The following is an 18,159-nucleotide window of genomic DNA, read 5'->3' as shown; positions in this document are numbered from 1 at the left end:
TTTTTAATTAATTTTTTTAATCATTTTATTTTGTTTATCAAGATGAAACATGGAGATGAATTGTTTAAGCTAAAATTTAAGCTAAAATAAGGAGGTGACGAATTTGTTAATTGGCTCATAAAAATTTTTCATCAGTATCAAGGGACTTGGAACATTAATTTTAAATAAAGCAATTCCAGCAGTACAGGCACTAACGATCCATACTGCAATCCATACTATTAGATCACGCCTCATTTTTTTACCTTTAAAAAAAGGAATATCCACGACAATAAAAATACCAGTAAGTACTAGTAATGCGACAGCCTTTACCATTAAGTTCACTCCTTCACATCTAGAATAAAGGTCTTGTCTATCAACCCAATTCGATTAATACTCACCTTTGCGTTATAGTGAATCGGAAGCTGTTTTAAATAGTTATGGCCATATTTATTCAGCAGTTTTCTCCACTCTTTTGGTTTTGATTGATAAATCGTTCTTCCAAATCCAAAAATATCTACATTAAATTTATCGTTAATTTGGGTCACTGCAGTCTGCATACGTTCAACTATTTTTTCTGCTGATTTTTTTTCCAACTCTTTAATAACCTTCTCTTCCTCTAAGTTATCTGAGCTCATAACCTCTTGCACGTTACATAAAGCGTTTACTTCAACGTATATATGTGGTTCTCCATTTTCCATTTTCACTGATTTCTTTGTCTTTGTTTTAATCGCTTCAATTACAATGGGGTTGCCATCTTTCCCTTTAACAATACCAGAGGAGTTAACAACGTTGTCGGTTATATAGTTGTATCCGATCGTTTGTACATCATCTAGCCATCCAACCATTTTATCCTTGCTAAATACAGCTACATTATCATACATAGTTTCAGTAGGCGGCGTACTGTGCTTTAAATTATCCTCACTCCCACCTTCCTGAACATTTCCTTTTACTTTGACCCCAGTTAGAACGGGACTCATTCCTCTGTTTATTAAATCTTCGATAAATCTGTTTAACGGAACCGCCGCAGTTTTCGCTGATAATCGATGTGATTTATCTAAGGATTCAAACAATTTATTTGCTGGCAGTTTATTAACCGGTGTCAATATTTTTAATACATTTTCCGCAGTTGTCTCTTTAGCAACCATAACATAAAAGTCAGAACGTGGTTCTCTACTTCGTGTAAACACATCTAGTGTTTCACCAATCCCATCACGAGCCAAAGCTTCACCAATGACAAGCACACGAATATGACCGTAATATACATTTCTAGAATTTCCTAAGGAGTACTTACGTTGTGTTTCGTATATCGTTGGAACCGTTTCAGTTGTGGTTACAATAGGGACACCACCACCCGCCCCTCCCGTTGCTTGAGAAGCAATAGAAGAAGGGATAACAATTTGTAACGTGACCTTGTACCCCATTCCCTTTTCCGCTTTATCAATTCCCATTCCGATGACAAATGCGGTCTCATTTAGTTCTGCACGTTGCCAGCAGCCACTAAGCAGCATAGAGCTAAAAATGGTTAGAACTAATACTGCGAGCATTTTCCTTTTTTTAAAGTTCATCTTAATCACTCCTATTATTTAGAGGAAGGAGATTGTCGCCGATAATCTTGTGGTCGATCCTCTACAGGTCTTGTTTTGAGAAGTGGCCACGGAAATCGGAAAATAGAATCCTTCATATCTGCAGCTCGATAAGGTGCAAACGGACTCATATAAGGTAAACCAAAGGAATGTAGGCTACACAAATGCAAAATAATGAGGAATACGCCAAACAAAATTCCGTAGAGACCCATAAAACCTGCTAAACCGATTAAAGCAAACCGAGTGATTCTCGCAGCGATGGCTAAGCCTGGTTCAGGAATAACAAAGCTAGCGATAGCTGTAATGGACACGATAATAACCATAGCCGATGATACAAAACCTGCTGAAACCGCCGCTTGACCAATAACAAGCGTCCCTACAATGGAGATCGCTTGACCAACATTTTTAGGTATTCGTACGCCTGCCTCACGTAAGATTTCATAGGTTAGCTCCATCACTAACGCCTCAATAAATGCAGGGAATGGGATCGTTTCCCTTTGAGCTGCAAGACTAATAACAAGACTTGTTGGAATCATTTCCTGATGGTAGGTCGTTAACGCCACGTAAAAGGACGGAGCTAACAAAGTAATAAAAAAGCTTAAGTAACGAATGAAGCGTAATAACGTTGAAATATCCGAACGTTGGTAATAATCTTCCGCTGATTGGAAAAACTGAACAAAAAAAGCAGGCACCAGCAATACAAATGGGGTGCCATCTACGATGATTGCTACCTTACCTTCTAAAATGCCTGCGGCGATTGTATCTGGCCGATCACTGTTATATATCGTTGGAAAAGGGGTTAGTGGTGTATCTTGAATAAATTCTTCAATATATCCACTTTCTAAGATGCTATCTGTATCAATTTGCTTTAATCTTCGCTTGACCTCTTTGACCAGCTCTGGATCTGCAATGTTTTTTAAATACATCAGAGAAACATTTGTTTGTGTAACTTTTCCAATTTGCGAGGTCTCTAACCATAGTTGACTATCCTTAATTTTTCTACGAATTAATGCTGTATTTGTCCGTAAATTTTCGGTAAACCCCTCCATTGGTCCTCGAACAACAGATTGTGAGGTTGGCTCGCTAACATTACGATCTTCCCATCCTGGTAAACCGATACGAATCGCTTCATAGCTGCCATCTACCATCACCATGACATTACCAGACATTAAATCGCGAAGAAAAGGATCTATTTCTTTAGTAACAGAAACGTCACCTGCAACCAGCAAATGAGTTTTTAATAGCTCAAGCTGATGATGTGGTTCCTGGTCAGCAATTAAAAGTGCAGTAGTAGGTTCATGAAGTGAATACAAAATAGAATTATGTAATACTTGAGTATCGATAAGACCGTCTATATAAATAACTGCGATTTTTGCTGTCTTACCAAGCTGAATTTCCTTCATAACAAGATCCGCACTTTGGCCTAGCTCTTTTTTTAAGTAATCCATATTATCATCAAGTCTGGTTGATAACTTTAATGCTGAAGATGATGTATCCATGACTTCCCCTCCAAACTATACGTATTTTCCAACTAGTATGATGAGAGGATTGGTTTATTATTCAAAACATTTTTATTGATTATTATGCAAAAAATACATAATTAGGATTTTATAGTGACATCCTAAGTGTCATAATGTAATCCATGGAGGAAACTTGTTATGAGTATAGAAAAAAGTCGCCTTAGTTCTACCCAGTTATCAATATTAGGAATGCTTGTGTTGATTGGAGACATGGCACTTGTTTATCCTACAACGATGGCAAGTGGTGCTAAGCAAGACGCATGGATTGCTGGATTAGTTGGAATTGTATTTGGTCTTATCATCGTCAAAATTTTACTGATCACCTCTAATATTGATCCGGAAAAAACATTAATCGAGTTATCACTTGAGGTATTTGGAAAGTGGATTGGTGGCCTTGTTGCGATTAGTTATTTAATATTTTTTCTGCTTGCTGGGTCAACCTATATAAAGGAGCTTGAAGATTTCTTAACCACGCAAATTTATGAGAACACGCCTGGTGGCGTCATACGGGGAATGGCAATTATATTACTGGCTTATGGATTACGAAAGGGAATCGATACATTAGGGAGAGCTAGTCAAATTATGTATCCTTTTTTTGTTTTATTTTTAGTTTTGTTAATTATACTTTTATTTCCTGAAATGGATATAAAGAGAATTTATCCGATTTTGGATAGATCTCCTTTAGACTTTTGGGAGACGGTTTTATTTGGTTTATTTTATCCCTTTGGAGAAATGTGTGTATTTCTGATGGTACTCCCCTATGTACAGAAGGAAAAAAACACGGAACGAAATTTCCTCTTCATGATCACAATGGGTGCGCTTGGACTTAATATAATTTTGTTTTTATCACTCACGGTGTTAAGTCCCTATTTGTCACACCATCAATTTTATTCGACTTACATTTTGGCACGTCAAATTAACATTGGGAACTTTCTGCAAAGACTTGAAGCACTTGTGGCTACAGCTTGGGTAATAAGTACTTATTTTAAAACAGTTCTATATTATTATGCTTTCATTTTAGGCTTTGCTCAATTATTTAAGTTAAATAGCTATAAGCATCTAATCATTCCAGTTAGTTTTTTACTATATGGACTTTCAGAAATAATTTCGCCCAACATAATATTTTTGTTGAAAAGTATTCCGAAGTCGTGGGTAGACTGGGATATCACACATGGGCTCTTTTTTCCATTAATGCTTATACTGGTGAGTAAAATTCGGAAACGTTTTAGCCAAAAGAAACTAAAAAAGCAAAATTAATGGCTCTATCTTGAAATCAGTGCTTGACCGCTAACCAGTCGTTCGAGTACAAATTTCTAAATAGAGCCAGTTTATTTTATTGGTTATTCATTGGCAAAACTACAATAAAAGTAGTACCTTCCCCTGCTGTACTTTCCACTGTGATCTCACCCTGATGTAAAGACACAATCTTTTTCACGATTGCTAGTCCCATGCCACTGCCTGCGTATTTGCGGCTATGCGAGCGATCCGCTTTAAAGAAGCGTTCAAAGATGCGCTTCTGATCCTCGGGCGATATCCCTATCCCTGTATCACTAATACGCACAATAGCGTTATTTCCCTCATGCTCAAGTTGAACCCTAATCCAACTTTCCTGCTCAGAAAATTTAATGCTATTGCTAATAATATTTGTCCATACTTGGTTTAACAAATCAAAATCTGCATTGATGCTTACGTCCTGTAAATGGAGATCAAACTGTATATTTGTAGCAGACCAACCAGGTTGAAGGGCTACAATGACACGTCTAATCTGTTCGTCTAGACTGAAGGAGGTTAGTTGTAGCTGATGTGATTGTGATTCAAGTAAGCTTAGCTTAAGTAAGCTGTCACTCATCTTGGACATTCGTTTGGCTTCATCAATAATAATATTTAAATAACGCTCCCGATCCTCATCCTTAATATTCATTTGTTTTAGTGCTGTAGCATAACCAGAGATTGAGGTTAATGGTGATTGTACCTCGTGAGACACATTCGCTACGAATTCCTTGCGCATTTGTTCAAGCTGCTGAAGATCGTAGGCCATATTTTCAAAGCTTTCCGCTAAAGTCCCAATTTCTCCTCCCTGTTTAATATCTAAGCGTACCTCGAAATCTCCCCCTGCAATTTTTTTGGTAGCGGAGGTTAGTTTTTTAATGGGTTTGACTAAAAACATCGCTGCAAGTCCAGTCAATAAGCTTCCGAAAATAAAGAAATAAAGTAGAAATAAAGATACCCATTTGACTAAAAAAGCAGAGGAGGATGCTACACTTCGTTCAACAAACATCGCTTTTCGTTCTATGCCCACTTTTATAGGTAGACCGATATGTACAGCATTGATCCCGTTGGTCTCCATTTTTGATATATTCCCTTTAAATACAGTTGCTAATTGCGCCTCCGTGACAGGGATTGGCTCATCACCTTTAAATATGCCAAAGGACTGATCAATTTGACCACGCTCATCATAAATTCGGATGTAAAAAGAGTTTAATTGCTTCATTTCGCTTACGAATTTTTCGGCCTCTTGGGTTGGAAGTATATCGTAAATCTGTGCAACATCTTGAGCAAAATCAAGGAGAGTTTCTTGTAGGCTGTCATTTAGCTCGTCTTCATACAACCATGTGACGAAAAAAAATGAAATAACGCAGCCTAACAAAATAGAGCCGATGAAGGTCATAACAACACGAGTGTATATTGATTTCATCCTTCATCTACCTCTAGTCGATAACCAAGTCCACGTACCGTTTCAATTCGAAAATCCTGAATACTGGCAAAGCGCTCACGTAAACGTTTAATATGGACATCTACCGTCCGATCATCTCCTGTATAATCAATTCCCCAGATTTGATTAATTAATTGTTCACGCGTATAGACTTGCCCCGGTGTACTTGCAAGCTTGTACAATAGTTCAAATTCCTTTAATGGAAGTGTTGTAGAGCTTGAATTTAAATCCATCTTCACTTTATATGTTTGTCGATCTAAGCTCACTTTGCCAAGTTGTATTTGCTGAGTGGAGCCGATATGATACCGCTTGAGCAGAGCCTTAACTCGAACAGTTAACTCCAGTGGGTCAAAAGGTTTGGTTAAATAATCGTCTGTCCCTAGCTCAAAGCCTTTCACCTTTTCCCAAGTCTCCCCTCTGGCAGTAAGTATGAGTAATGGAAGATCGGGATTAGCTCTACGGAGCTCCATGCATAAAGCCCATCCATCCATAATTGGCATCATAATATCAAGCACAACAAGATCAATTTGTTCTTGTTTATAAAGCTGTAGCGCTTCTTGTCCATTTGCTGCCTGAAAGGTTGTAAAACCATCATTATGTAGGAATAAACACACAAGTTCTCGGATATTTACATCATCATCAGCGACGAGTATTGTTGGCACAGTTGCCTGCACTCCTTTTGTTGTTGTAATTTTGTAATAAAAGTATGGCTCAACATAATTAATCAGTGCTTGACAATCTTTGGGGTGGGAGGCTACGTAGCAGAGAGTGGTTTCAACCGCTGTTAAATTCCCATTTTTTTTATTATAACCTGTCTTGAAATGATAAAAGTGGGACTTTAAATGCGGACGCTTTTGCTTTTCCACCATCTCTCTGCTCCTCCGCTTAGTTTGCCTATTGTCAAGCACTGATTTTGAGGTTGAGCCAGAAGTATTAAACAAAATTGTAGCTTATCGTTTTTGTTTTGTCTAACTTGTTAAAGTGTGCTTCCTATATAAAAAGATGCCCAAAAAGTAATACCCTCATCACTTTTAGGACACCAATAACGATATTGCTTTAATTTTAGTTTGTAATGCTACATATCAAGTTCCACAAAACGTACGATAATTACAATTTGCTGGTGCAAATTTTGAGTATTCAGTTGGTATTTCCATCTTATGATCAAATGGATTTGCAAGCAACTTCAATAGCCCTAACAGCTTACTATAGTCATCATGATGTAGAACGGCCTCTAATGCTTCCTCCACCAGATGGTTGCGAGGGATAATAACGGGGTTATTTTCCCGCATCAAGGTCAGGCTTTCTTCCCTTGCCAAGTCCTGCTTCTCAAGCTTATGGAGCCAATTTGTTTTCCAATGTTTGAATTCATCGGAGCTAAATAATTCAAGGATAGCATTGTTGGAATCATGCTTTCCGTCCTTAGTCAAGTTAGTCTCCGTTAACAACGTCATTAAATGAAGGAATGTGTCTGTGTAGTCTGCCTTATACTTTTGCATTAGATTAAGCAAGGTTTGGATTATTGTTTCATTTGACGTTCCCTCATCTTTATGTTGTTCCTCTTGTTTGTGTTCTGGTATCAGTCCTAATTTATTGCACATGCCAGAGGTCCATGCTTCATCAAAATGTTCCCTGTAGCTAGATAATGCCTCTTCTGCTAACGAAATTCCTTGTTCTTGATCCTCATGTAGCAACGGTAATAGCGCCTCGGCAAATCTTGTTAAATTCCATAAACCGATCTTAGGTTGATTACCATATGCATATCTGCCTTGCGTATCAATAGAACTAAAAACCGTATTTGGATGATACACATCCATAAAAGCACAAGGGCCGTAATCAATACTTTGCCCACTAATCGTCATATTATCTGTATTCATCACACCATGTATAAACCCAACCAATTGCCATTTTGCGATGAGGTTGGCTTGACGCTTAATCACTTCTTTAAGAAAAATGAGATATCGGTTTTCATTCGACTTTGTTAATGACTCAATATGTGGGTAATGCCGATGAATTGTGTAGTCCGCTAACGCTTTTAGCTGCTCATTATCCCCTTTAGCTGTCACGAATTGAAAGGTTCCAACACGTATATGGCTTTGCGCCACTCTTGTCATAATTGCACCAGGGAGCTCTGTCTCTCTAACAACCTCTTGCCCTGTAGTAACAACAGCAAGCGTACGTGTGGTTGGAATATTAAGCGCAAACATCGCTTCACTTATAATATACTCTCGAAGCATAGGTCCTAATGAAGCCCGACCATCGCCCCCACGAGAATAAGGGGTTCTGCCAGAGCCTTTAAGCTGTAAATCAACCCGCTCTCCATCTGGCGTAATATGTTCCCCAATTAACATGGCTCTGCCATCACCCAGCATCGTAAAATGCCCAAACTGATGACCCGCATAAGCTTGGGCAATAGGTGTTACATCATCTGGGAAATAGTTCCCAGCTAGTGCCGCAATACCCCTCTCACTTTGAAAATTAGACTTCGTTAAGCCAAGCTGATGTGCTAACCCTTCATTAAATAATACCAGTTTTGGATTTGGAACAGGATTAGGCTTAACGATGCTATAAAATGAGGAAGGTAATTGTAAGTAACTTGTATCTAGTTCAAGTCCAAGCGTTTTTGACTGATCTTTTAATTGATTATTCATTATATCTCCTTTCATGATGGCAAAAATAATGTAGTTATTTTACCACTTAGCTTTATTGTTTCCTTCATGAAGGGGAAAGAATGCATATTGATTATTATAATGTACGATACCACTGTGCCGCCGCATCCACTTCCTTACGTGATAGCTGGTGTCCTTGATTATCCCAGTGAATATGCACATTTGCGTTAGCTGCTTCGAGTAGTAGTGCTAATTCTGAGGTTTCGGCTTGTGGACATAATGGGTCATTTGTACCTGCACCGATATAAATGGATTTGTCCGTTAAATCTGGAAGCTCAATTCCTCTTCTTGGCACCATCGGATGAAATAGAATAGCATGTGCAAGTGAATGCTGATGGTGGAATAACAGGCTGGCAGCAATATTTGCGCCATTTGAATAGCCAACTGCCATAAATTGATTGCGGTTAAGCTGATATTCTTTAGCTGCTTCATCAAGAAAAGAATTTAGCTCGTTGGTACGAAAAATTAAATCCTCTTCATCAAATACCCCTTCTGCTAGTCTGCGAAAGAAGCGTGGCATCCCATTTTCAAGTACATTCCCTTTTACACTAAGGATATTTGCTTCTTGATCTATTGCTTCTGCTAATGGGAGCAAGTCACGCTCATTCCCCCCTGTTCCATGTAATAAGAGCAATGTAGGCCCATTTAAATTATTTCCCTTTTGAAAAATATGCTTCATCTTTAATTACCCCCTTATTGTGGTCTTTCAATCGTAAAAATGGGACCAATTTTCGCATAGTTATTGCCTGCAAGCCTGCTGACAGCTCCTAATTGATCAGAATCAATTTTGCCCTCCTTATAGATCGCGTCCAAAATATGAAATTGAACAACCTTTCCAATGATGAGATCGGTTTGAATGTGATCATTTTCCCCTAACTCTACGACCTGCTCCAGAACACACTCCATACGTATTTTTGCTTCCTTTATACCTGGAACACGTATTCGATTACTTTTTACCAACTGGAAAGTGGTTAAATCCAATTCACTGACATCTTGGGGGAGGTTAGCGGCGGTTGCGTTTACCTGCTCAACAATCCCCTCATCTACAATATGGACAACAAACTCCTTATTTCGCTTAATATTTGCGGCTGTGTGCTTTGAAACACCATTGATTCTTTGAATCGCTAAGGAGATCAGTGGTGGCTTGGATGACACGATATTAAAATAACTAAAGGGTGCGGCATTAAGCCCCCCTTCCCCTTTTGCTGATAAAGAGGTAACAAAGGCGATCGGCCTAGGAATAATGCTTCCAATGAGAAGCTTATAGTTTTCTCTTTCCGTTTGCATGTTAGGATCAATGGAGATCATGTCTTGTTCACACCCCCTAAAAAAGTATATTAATCTAACGTTCTAACTTCAATTGGGATTAGCACTTCCTGTAGTTTCCCTCTATGCTGCTCGTATTGCTTAGGCAACATTAATTGTTGTCCCATCGTGCTTTTTGTTTCATCATGAGCAAAGCCTGGGGGATCCGTCGCAATCTCAAATAAAATATGGCCACGCTCTCTAAAATATATTGCATTAAAGTAGTTCCGATCCTGTACAGGCGTAACGCTATAGCCATGCTCACTAACATATTTTTGCCAATCTAACTGATCCTCATCGTCGTTGGCACGCCATGCAATATGATGCACAGTACCTACACCCATGGTACCTAAACCACTTGTACTTAATTTAAGGTCTATAATGTTGCCGATGTCAGCAGTGGATTGATATCTTGCTAACCCATTTTCTCTACCAATAAATTGCAGTCCCATCACGTTTTCTAATAGATCCGCAGTTTTCTCAGGTATTGCAGAAAATAACGTTGCCCCGCCAAAACCTTTAATAGCAACCTCTGAAGTGACTCCACCGAAGTTCCAAGTGTTTTGCTCACCCGCTGCACGCTCCACTAGTTCAAGCTGTAACCCATGTGGATCGTTAAATTGAACATATTGTTCACCAAATCGTGATGTTTTCGTATAAGCAATACTAAAGTGGTTTAATCTTTCCTCCCAGAATGTCATCGCACCAACTGGAATCACATACGAAGTTACCCCTACTTGGCCATCTCCAATTTTCCCTTGATATGCATTTGCCCATGGGAAAAATGTAATTATGGTTCCTGGTTTGCCGCCCTCATTTCCAAAATATAAATGATAGGTTCCCGGATCGTCAAAGTTTACCGTTTGCTTGACTAAACGTAAGCCTAATACGCCAGCATAAAAATCAATATTTTGTTGTGGATGTCCTACAATTGCGGTGATATGATGAATGCCCATCGTTTTTTTTGTCATTTTAAAGCCCTACTTTCTTTTAGATTTATTTTTAAATAACATATCTTAATATTAAGTTAATTGATGTTGAGATAAATTTAACCCCTTTTTAATGAAAAGTCAACCTTTGATTTTTTAAGCTTTTCTTATTGCCTTATCCCTTTGCTTATTAGTTGCTAAAGGAATTTAGTCGCAATATAATAGATTAGATGAATATTTAATATGTATTAAATTTTGGCTCAATCTTGAAATTAGTTCTTGACCGCTAACCCAAACTAGCGAAGAGACAGAGCGATTCTGAAGATGTCTCTTAAAATCAAATTCCATCCGTAAATAGACTTTAATAAAAAGGAATATGATTTTAACAACAATCGCAAGAACGCTCTGGAGCGCAGCTATCAGACTCCTATCGTTGAAGCATTAATTTCTAAATAGAGCCTAAATTTCATGGAGGCGTTATGAACAAGCAAAATACAATGTTAGAGCTTGATCCTATTTTTGAAACCTTAGGTCTGTTTTTTATAACAAATAATTTGCACAAGCAACATAAGGATAATGTCATTGAAGAGTTAGATAAATTTATGATTAATGGTGAGGAATTTTATAACAAGCATTTGAGATACCTAGAAAAGTACATTCATAGCTTTAATAGTCATAAAATCCCTCATGAGCTTGAGCTCTTTTTTTTCGGACAGGATGATGATGAGCTATTTATCCTATTTGCGGCGATGCTAGGAACGAACAAGCAATGGCTCCAACCCGCATCTCAAGGTTCTCAACTCAATTCTGATCATGAAATTAGATTGCAGCTGCTTAACTTTTTGATAGAGGAGCAAAGCGGTAACGACTCCCTTCCAATTCCACTTCAGGAGGGCAAACTGGATGATCTCTCGTATATCATTTCCTATTTAAATCAAACTACTCTCCGTGAATCAGTAAAATGGAAACTCATGATGATTCTCGAACGTCCGAAATATTATGTCCATGAACTCATACAGTTAGTACAAAACAATCTACCCGCTTTTGAGCAGGCTAAGCAGGATATTGATAAAACATTGCAAAAATTATTAAAAAATTACGAAAAAATGATCGTAAATGGAAACTTCGAGCCATTAGATTTCGCCAACCTTGTAGCTGAAAAAAAAGTCATTTTCCCTACATTAATTATGCCGTTAGGCCAAGTTGAGATTAGCAATCTATGTTACTGTGGACTACAGGTTTATTTATTGCCAGCATTTAAAAAGAATGCAAAGCAAAGTAACGAGTTATTGCTATCACGTCTCAAAGCGCTCAGTGATCAAAGTAAGCTACAAATTATGCAGTCCTTGAAATCAAGTCCCAAATACAATCTTGAAATTGCGGAGCAGCTCGGACTAACTGCGGCTACGATGTCACACCATATGAATGTCCTTTTAGCCTGCAAGTTAGTTAAAATTGAGAAAAGAAGTGGGAAGGTCTACTATACCGTAGATACAGAAAGTGTCGAGCAGTTTGTAAAAGAATTGGAGTCCTTTTTGCTTTAAATGCCTAGCAATGCCTAGCAAATCACAATATAGCCTTACTGCGTATAGTTTATAGCCTATATAACATAAAAAAACAGCAGTCCTATTGGGCTGCTGTTTTCATACCTTCTACCTTTTCTGCTCTATAGAACACTTGATCATCCTGAACGGCGATAGAAGTATCTGTTCCTATGTTTTTGATTTTAAAAAGCTTTGTTCCTTTAGGGTATTTATTAGAAAATAAGTTTGGGATGGTACTGGATTCGTTTGAAGAATAGTTTTTAATCGTCCCAATTTGCTTTCCAACCTCTGAAACAACCTCATCTGTCATTTTATATACGTATCCATTCCAAGTAACCAAAGGATATGCCCAGCTTTGCAAGCTACTTTGGGCAACATCGTGTTTGTCTACATTATTTTGTGCTGACATCGAGCAGCCCATTAGAAATAGTGGTATGGCAAGAAAAGCGATAGCTAGCTTCTTCATTTCAAACCTCCAGCTACGAAATTAGTACAAGCTTGTAGCGATTATAGCACATGAGTTATAAATGATTAAAGCTCTTTAAAACACTTTAAAATTCAAGCTTATTTACAGCGACAGCTAACGCATTGATCGTCGCTCTCATAATATCCTTATCCATGCCTGCTCCCCAATACAGCTTATCATGCTGTGAAATACCGATATAAGCAGAGGCTTGAGCTGTTGAGCTTTTACCTAAAGAGTGCTCCTCATAAACTTCAATGTCGAAGTCTAAATTAAAATGCTGCTTCAATGCATTGCTAACAGCATCAAGGCTACCCGTACCTTCGCCATTCAGCGTCGTGTTTTCTCCATTTACTGAAATTTGTAACTGAGCTTTATGCTGCTCGCCAGTGCTCACCTCATATTTATGGATACTAAATTTAGGCGCAAAGGTGATATACTCCTGCTGGAAAATATCATAAATTTCATCTGCAGATAGCTCTTTGTTTTTGGCATCAGAGGTTCGTTTAGCCGCATAACCAAACTCCTCATTCATCTTGTAAGGCATTTGAATTCCATAGCCATTTTGTAGCACGTATCCAACTCCACCTTTACCAGACTGACTATTAATCCGAATGACATCTGTTTCATAATTTCTGCCAAGGTCAGCTGGATCAATCGGAAGATAAGGTACATCCCATTTCTGTGATTGCTGCTGCTCCCGATGTTTCATCCCTTTAGAAATCGCATCCTGATGTGAGCCAGAAAATGCAGTGAACACAAGAGAACCAGAGTATGGTTGTCTTTCTGGGATATTTAGCTTCGTAATTCGTTCATATGTCTTGCAAATCTCGTCCATTTGACTTAAGTCAAGCTCTGGATCTACGCCTTGTGAATACAAATTCATCGCTAAAGTAACTAAATCAACATTCCCTGTGCGCTCTCCATTGCCGAACAACGTACCCTCTACACGATCTGCACCTGCTAAAATTCCAAACTCGGCATCACTCACCCCACAACCACGATCATTGTGAGGGTGTAAAGACAACACAACCGCATCGCGATCTATAATATTTTTGTGGATGTATTCGATTTGACCCGCATAGATGTGTGGCATTGCATTTTCAACAGTGGTTGGTATGTTAATGATCGCTTTATGATCCTTACTCGGCTTCCAAATTTCTAGGGCACTGTTACAAATATCAAGGGCATAATCAACCTCAGTGCCAGGGAAGCTTTCAGGACTGTATTGGAAATAAATATCTCCTTTTGTCGTTTTCGCAAGATCACGACATAACACCGCACCATCCAACGCAATTTGCTTAATTTCCTCTTTGGATTTCTGGAATACCTGCTTGCGCTGGGAAACCGAAGTTGAGTTATAAAGATGGACAATCGCTTTTGGCGCACCATCAATCGCTGCAAAGGTTTTTCTAATAATATGCTCTCTAGCTTGTGTAATGACCTGAATCGTCACATCATCAGGAATCATTTTATTTTCAATGAGTATTCTTAAAAAATTAAAATCGGTATCGGATGCGGCTGGAAATGCAACCTCAATTTCTTTAAAACCAATCTCGACAAGCATCTTATACATATCGAGTTTTTCTTCTAATGTCATTGGAACAGGTAATGCCTGATTACCATCTCTTAAATCAACGCTACACCAGATTGGTGCTTTTTCGATGGTATCTTTCTTTACCCAATCATAGGTAAGTGCAGGTGGTAAAAAGAATTTCTTTTCATATTTTTGATAGTTAAACATTACGTGTTCCTCCCTTTTATAACCTAAATTAAAAACTAAAAAAGCCCTTCATCTCCAGCCAACTGACTAGGAGACGAAAGACTTATTCTTCCGCGGTACCACTCCGAATTCATAATAATCACTATTATTATGCTCTTGATCAGATACGGGCATGCCTTGTTCCCAAGCTATTGTTATTATGCCTTATATCCTCCCCTACTAACGGTGGTTTCTCCGTCCTTAAATACTCTCTAACGATTTCTCTAAGGCTGCTCAAAGGTGAGTTCACTGTCTCTCTTCTATTGCTTCGCATCAACCAGCAACTTTCTGATGACCGATCCACAGTTACTATTCCTTTTCTTAGCATTTATAAATATTCATTTTTTATCATATTAGCAAATTCGAACTCAACTGTCTAGTGTCACACTTAATTATTTTATCTATTAGATAATAATCTAATTACTTTGACATAAATTAATTTTAAGTGTTATATTTATCTTATGAATTAGATAAACATCTAATAAAAGGAGGGAAAAAGGTAAAAATGAAAACCTTATTAAAGCAAAATAAGCTGCTATTTCTTTTGACCGTATTCATTAGTATCCTCAGCTCCGCTCTCGTTGTTTTTATTGCGATTGTGATTCAAAAGTTGATTGATACCGCAACCCAAAAAGATATCCATGCTTTTATCCAAATGGTATTTCTGTCCATTGGATTTCTTGTCTTAACGGGAACTATAGGTTATTTATACCGTTTAAGCACACGCACGCTAATTCGAAATTTAACGATCCAGTTGCGTAAGAAAGTTTTTCAAGGGATTTTTAATCGCAATATGGAGGATTTCAGCAATACGGCTGATTATATCTCTGCAATGAGCAACGATATTAAGCTTGCTGAGGACAATTATTTTGAGCCGATCTTACTTACTTTGCAAAATATATTTATTTTTATCATCTCATTAACGGTTTTGTTGTATTTAAGTCCTATCGTCACTCTAATCTTACTTCTGTGTGTTGGATTAATGTTTGTGATTCCTTCTCTTTTCAGTAAAGCAATGCAACAAAGGCAATCCGCGGTTTCCTCCCAGATGTCAGCGTTTACGACTAAACTTAAGGATTTATTATCTGGTCATGAGATTATTAAATCTTATGGGATGCAGCAACATACAGAAGAGGACTTTAAAGAGCAAAACATGAAAACAGCAAAAATTAAATTTTTGGCTGATCGTCTATTTGCCGTAAATGAAAGTGTATCTGAGCTATTAGGCTTTTTAACGCAATTTATCGTTATTTTTGTCGCGGGGTATTTAATAATTAGTGGTAATTTATCAGTTGGCATGCTGGTTGCTTTAGTTCAGTTAAGTGGTGGTTTTGTGGGTCCTGTTCTTGTTATTATGCAAAATGTATCAAAGCTTCAAGGAGTTAAACCGATTATTACGCGGCTTGAGGCATTTATGACCTATGAGGATCATTCATTTAAGGGCAAGGCTTCCCCTCAATTTCACAAACATATGACTGCAAAAAACGTAAGCTTCTCCTACCAAGACCAACAGGTGTTACATGACATAAATTTAACTATTGAAAAGGGGAAAAAGTATGCGATTGTGGGGCCAAGTGGTTGTGGTAAATCGACATTAATCAAGCTGCTTAGTGGTTATTATGCTGGTTATTCAGGCACGATTAGTATCGATGGTTTGAGTCAAAGAGAAGTGGATATCTCCCAATTACAAGGAATGATTGCAACGATTCACCAGCAGGTGTATATGTTTGACAGTGATGTATTGCAAAATATTTGCCTGTACGAAAAATTTTCAGAGGAAGCAATTAAAGAGGTCATTCAGTTAAGTGGAATTTATCGATTTGAAGCTCTGCTTTCAAACGGATTATCGTCTTTGGTTGGTGAAAATGGTACTAATCTATCAGGTGGACAAAGACAACGTATTGCTGTTGCACGAGCGTTAATTCGTAACAAACCTATTTTGATTTTAGATGAGGGAACATCCGCGATTGATGCTCAAACTGCGTATGAGATTGAAAGCAAGCTGCTTACACTTGAGGACTTAACACTAATTACGATTACACATAATTTAAACCCCGATGTACTAAGCTTATACGATGAAATTATTTATATGGATCAAGGGTCAATCGTAGCACAAGGATCATTTGCTGAGTTAAGGGAGCATAGTCCTAGCTTCTGTCGTTTTCAAAGTATTACAGCTTAACAGTAAAATATAGAGAGAAAATTTAAAGTCGTCCCCTTCGGTTACGAAACTATAATCTGCATGCCAAAAATTGCGTGCCGAAGAGGATGATATTTCTTTATAATTAATCTACCTTCGCGCCAAAAGCACGTAAAAAACTAGCCGCTTGCATCGTATCCATACGTACACCACGCACATCTAACAGCTTGAAGTCTACACTCTCTACTGTAGCTCCCCTCAAATCAGCACCCTTTAATGTAACTTGAGCTAAAGAGGCACGTGTGAGATCACAATGACGTAAATCCGCCTTTTCCAAATTTGCTCCCATAAAATCTGCTTCTAAAAAGTTAATGCCCTGTAGATTTTGTTTCTTTAGTAGCTGGTTTCTTAAATTGGTATAAGACCAGTCTCCACCTTCGATCGTAATTCCGTCCATACAAGTCTTTAAGAAGTCTGAGCCAGTCATTTTACAATCTGTAAATTTAGATACAAAAAGATTTGCGCCAATAAAGTTACAATTTACAAATGCGGACTCCGTATGAAGTGAAGCATTTAACGATGCTTCTTCAAAGTTACAATGCTCAAAATGACAACGGTATGTAGAGATTTCTACTAAAGAAGCACGTGTAAAATTACAATTCGTAAAGGTACATTGTACAAGCTCGCCCTCTCTCATCTCTCGTCCACTAAAATCAACAGCTTCATATTTTTCCCCAGTGTATTGATACATGGATTTCCCGCCTTATTTATATTTAAGATAGCTTTAGTTTATCATAATGGATGGCTAAGAAGCATATAGCGAAATTGACAAATAGGCGAAGTTCAAAAAAAACGAAGCACCACAATATAAAAAAATTGTAGTACTTCGTTATGTTCATCCAATTACATTTCCCTATTTAAATAACTTAAATTGTAATGCTTGAAGCTTTAGTATGGTGAAATGCTTTAGAATACTGCTTAATCATATTCAGAAAATATTGATGAAGCCCCGTATCATCCGTTAATTCTGGATGGAATGATACGGCAAGTAAATGTTCTTGTCTAGCTGCAACTATACGTTTTTCATGCTCTGCAATTACTTCAACGTTTGCGCCAATAGACGCTATAAGGGGTGCACGTATAAACACAGCTTGGAGCTGACGCTCTAACCCTTTAAGATAAAGACTTGTTTCAAAGCTTTCCTGCTGTCTGCCATAGGCATTACGAACAACATGGATATCCATCAGTCCTAAATGTGGCTCCTGTCCCTCCACGCTTTTGGCCAATACAATCATCCCTGCACAAGTGCCCAAAATCGGCTTTTTCTGATGAGAAAATTGCTTTATAGCTTCAATGAAATCAAAGCGACGAAGGAGTTTACCAATTGTGGTGCTTTCACCTCCAGGAATAATTAAGCCGTCGATATCAGCTAATTGTTCTTTGCGTTTAATTTGGATGGCTGATGCCCCTGTTTGCTCAATCAAGTTAATATGTTCAGCCACCGCTCCTTGAAGTGCCAATACACCAACTTTAAGCACCGTAGTTCCCCCTCTTA

At 38.1% G+C, this 18,159-nt stretch carries 16 protein-coding genes and 1 other annotated feature; of the genes, 3 read left to right on the top strand and 13 right to left on the bottom strand.

Translation table 11 applies throughout. The annotated features are described in order from the left end of the window. Nucleotides 1–81 precede the first annotated feature (81 nt). The 3 genes from ABE099_RS06440 to ABE099_RS06430 are packed head-to-tail and all read right to left on the bottom strand — an operon-like array spanning nucleotide 82 to nucleotide 3,061. Nucleotides 82–312, bottom strand: a complete 231-nt coding sequence (locus ABE099_RS06440; RefSeq protein ID WP_430028512.1) for a hypothetical protein — start codon at nucleotides 310–312, stop codon at nucleotides 82–84. Between the two features lie 5 nt (nucleotides 313–317). Then, entirely contained in the window at nucleotides 318–1,544 is a 1,227-nt protein-coding gene (locus ABE099_RS06435) for a Ger(x)C family spore germination protein (protein WP_430028510.1), read from the bottom strand. Between the two features lie 14 nt (nucleotides 1,545–1,558). After that, nucleotides 1,559–3,061, bottom strand: coding sequence for a spore germination protein (locus ABE099_RS06430; RefSeq protein WP_430028508.1), 1,503 nt, complete (start codon nucleotides 3,059–3,061; stop codon nucleotides 1,559–1,561). A gap of 159 nt (nucleotides 3,062–3,220) precedes the next feature. Between ABE099_RS06430 and ABE099_RS06425 the strand changes: the two genes are divergently transcribed. Continuing rightward, nucleotides 3,221–4,339: a GerAB/ArcD/ProY family transporter gene (locus ABE099_RS06425; protein WP_430028505.1), complete on the top strand. Its 1,119-nt coding sequence runs from the start codon at nucleotides 3,221–3,223 to the stop codon at nucleotides 4,337–4,339. A gap of 76 nt (nucleotides 4,340–4,415) precedes the next feature. On the opposite strand, the gene ABE099_RS06420 is transcribed toward ABE099_RS06425, so the two are convergent. The 6 genes from ABE099_RS06420 to ABE099_RS06395 form a co-directional block, all read right to left on the bottom strand. Beyond that, nucleotides 4,416–5,777 (bottom strand): sensor histidine kinase, encoded by a 1,362-nt coding sequence (locus ABE099_RS06420; RefSeq protein WP_430028503.1) that lies wholly within the window; start codon nucleotides 5,775–5,777, stop codon nucleotides 4,416–4,418. Next, nucleotides 5,774–6,457, bottom strand: a complete 684-nt coding sequence (locus ABE099_RS06415) for a response regulator transcription factor (RefSeq protein ID WP_430030506.1) — start codon at nucleotides 6,455–6,457, stop codon at nucleotides 5,774–5,776. The genes ABE099_RS06420 and ABE099_RS06415 overlap by 4 nt, the downstream gene beginning before the upstream one ends. 420 nt (nucleotides 6,458–6,877) lie before the next feature. Beyond that, on the bottom strand, nucleotides 6,878–8,443 hold the full coding sequence (locus ABE099_RS06410; RefSeq protein ID WP_430028500.1) for a protein adenylyltransferase SelO: 1,566 nt from the start codon (nucleotides 8,441–8,443) through the stop codon (nucleotides 6,878–6,880). A 94-nt stretch (nucleotides 8,444–8,537) separates the two neighbouring features. Continuing rightward, nucleotides 8,538–9,140, bottom strand: a complete 603-nt coding sequence (locus ABE099_RS06405) for an alpha/beta hydrolase (protein ID WP_430028498.1) — start codon at nucleotides 9,138–9,140, stop codon at nucleotides 8,538–8,540. Nucleotides 9,141–9,154: 14 nt separating this feature from the next. After that, nucleotides 9,155–9,769, bottom strand: coding sequence for a flavin reductase family protein (locus ABE099_RS06400; protein WP_430028495.1), 615 nt, complete (start codon nucleotides 9,767–9,769; stop codon nucleotides 9,155–9,157). A 29-nt stretch (nucleotides 9,770–9,798) separates the two neighbouring features. Next, on the bottom strand, nucleotides 9,799–10,737 hold the full coding sequence (locus tag ABE099_RS06395) for a ring-cleaving dioxygenase (protein ID WP_430028492.1): 939 nt from the start codon (nucleotides 10,735–10,737) through the stop codon (nucleotides 9,799–9,801). A gap of 437 nt (nucleotides 10,738–11,174) precedes the next feature. On the opposite strand from ABE099_RS06395, the gene ABE099_RS06390 reads away from it, so the two are divergent. After that, nucleotides 11,175–12,239: an ArsR/SmtB family transcription factor gene (locus ABE099_RS06390; RefSeq protein ID WP_430028490.1), complete on the top strand. Its 1,065-nt coding sequence runs from the start codon at nucleotides 11,175–11,177 to the stop codon at nucleotides 12,237–12,239. 82 nt (nucleotides 12,240–12,321) lie between these two features. Here the strand turns inward: ABE099_RS06390 and ABE099_RS06385 are convergent, their stop codons facing one another. Together ABE099_RS06385 and ABE099_RS06380 are read right to left on the bottom strand one after the other, a co-directional pair. After that, on the bottom strand, nucleotides 12,322–12,705 hold the full coding sequence (locus ABE099_RS06385; RefSeq protein WP_430028488.1) for a hypothetical protein: 384 nt from the start codon (nucleotides 12,703–12,705) through the stop codon (nucleotides 12,322–12,324). An 85-nt stretch (nucleotides 12,706–12,790) separates the two neighbouring features. Next, nucleotides 12,791–14,446, bottom strand: coding sequence for a 2-isopropylmalate synthase (locus tag ABE099_RS06380; RefSeq protein WP_430028485.1), 1,656 nt, complete (start codon nucleotides 14,444–14,446; stop codon nucleotides 12,791–12,793). Between the two features lie 66 nt (nucleotides 14,447–14,512). Continuing rightward, nucleotides 14,513–14,796, bottom strand: a binding site (T-box leader). 173 nt (nucleotides 14,797–14,969) lie between these two features. On the opposite strand from ABE099_RS06380, the gene ABE099_RS06375 reads away from it, so the two are divergent. Further along, nucleotides 14,970–16,646 carry an ABC transporter ATP-binding protein gene (locus ABE099_RS06375; protein WP_430028483.1) on the top strand — a complete coding sequence of 559 codons (1,677 nt, stop codon included), beginning with the start codon at nucleotides 14,970–14,972 and terminating at the stop codon, nucleotides 16,644–16,646. Nucleotides 16,647–16,749: 103 nt separating this feature from the next. Here ABE099_RS06375 and ABE099_RS06370 read toward each other — a convergent pair whose 3' ends face one another. Both ABE099_RS06370 and pdxT read right to left on the bottom strand, forming a co-directional pair. After that, complete coding sequence (locus ABE099_RS06370) at nucleotides 16,750–17,355, bottom strand: pentapeptide repeat-containing protein (protein WP_430028481.1); 606 nt, start codon at nucleotides 17,353–17,355, stop codon at nucleotides 16,750–16,752. A 175-nt stretch (nucleotides 17,356–17,530) separates the two neighbouring features. Next, a complete protein-coding gene (gene pdxT / locus ABE099_RS06365) occupies nucleotides 17,531–18,142 on the bottom strand; it encodes a pyridoxal 5'-phosphate synthase glutaminase subunit PdxT (protein ID WP_430028478.1) in 612 nt (203 codons plus the stop codon). Between the last annotated feature and the right edge of the window lie 17 nt (nucleotides 18,143–18,159).

The organism is Paenibacillus turicensis, from assembly GCF_050461185.1.
Classification (GTDB): Bacteria; Bacillota; Bacilli; order Paenibacillales; family Paenibacillaceae; genus Fontibacillus; species Fontibacillus turicensis_A.
This window is presented reverse-complemented; position numbering and strand designations above follow the sequence as displayed.

Excerpts from the sequence above, each read along its gene's own strand:
- ABE099_RS06440 (WP_430028512.1), bottom strand. The coding sequence starts at position 312 with ATGGTAAAGGCTGTCGCATTACTAGTACTTACTGGTATTTTTATTGTC.
- ABE099_RS06435 (WP_430028510.1), bottom strand. The coding sequence starts at position 1,544 with ATGAACTTTAAAAAAAGGAAAATGCTCGCAGTATTAGTTCTAACCATT.
- ABE099_RS06430 (WP_430028508.1), bottom strand. The coding sequence starts at position 3,061 with ATGGATACATCATCTTCAGCATTAAAGTTATCAACCAGACTTGATGAT.
- ABE099_RS06425 (WP_430028505.1), top strand. The coding sequence starts at position 3,221 with ATGAGTATAGAAAAAAGTCGCCTTAGTTCTACCCAGTTATCAATATTA.
- ABE099_RS06420 (WP_430028503.1), bottom strand. The coding sequence starts at position 5,777 with ATGAAATCAATATACACTCGTGTTGTTATGACCTTCATCGGCTCTATT.
- ABE099_RS06410 (WP_430028500.1), bottom strand. The coding sequence starts at position 8,443 with ATGAATAATCAATTAAAAGATCAGTCAAAAACGCTTGGACTTGAACTA.
- ABE099_RS06405 (WP_430028498.1), bottom strand. The coding sequence starts at position 9,140 with ATGAAGCATATTTTTCAAAAGGGAAATAATTTAAATGGGCCTACATTG.
- ABE099_RS06400 (WP_430028495.1), bottom strand. The coding sequence starts at position 9,769 with ATGATCTCCATTGATCCTAACATGCAAACGGAAAGAGAAAACTATAAG.
- ABE099_RS06395 (WP_430028492.1), bottom strand. The coding sequence starts at position 10,737 with ATGACAAAAAAAACGATGGGCATTCATCATATCACCGCAATTGTAGGA.
- ABE099_RS06390 (WP_430028490.1), top strand. The coding sequence starts at position 11,175 with ATGAACAAGCAAAATACAATGTTAGAGCTTGATCCTATTTTTGAAACC.
- ABE099_RS06385 (WP_430028488.1), bottom strand. The coding sequence starts at position 12,705 with ATGAAGAAGCTAGCTATCGCTTTTCTTGCCATACCACTATTTCTAATG.
- ABE099_RS06380 (WP_430028485.1), bottom strand. The coding sequence starts at position 14,446 with ATGTTTAACTATCAAAAATATGAAAAGAAATTCTTTTTACCACCTGCA.
- ABE099_RS06375 (WP_430028483.1), top strand. The coding sequence starts at position 14,970 with ATGAAAACCTTATTAAAGCAAAATAAGCTGCTATTTCTTTTGACCGTA.
- ABE099_RS06370 (WP_430028481.1), bottom strand. The coding sequence starts at position 17,355 with ATGTATCAATACACTGGGGAAAAATATGAAGCTGTTGATTTTAGTGGA.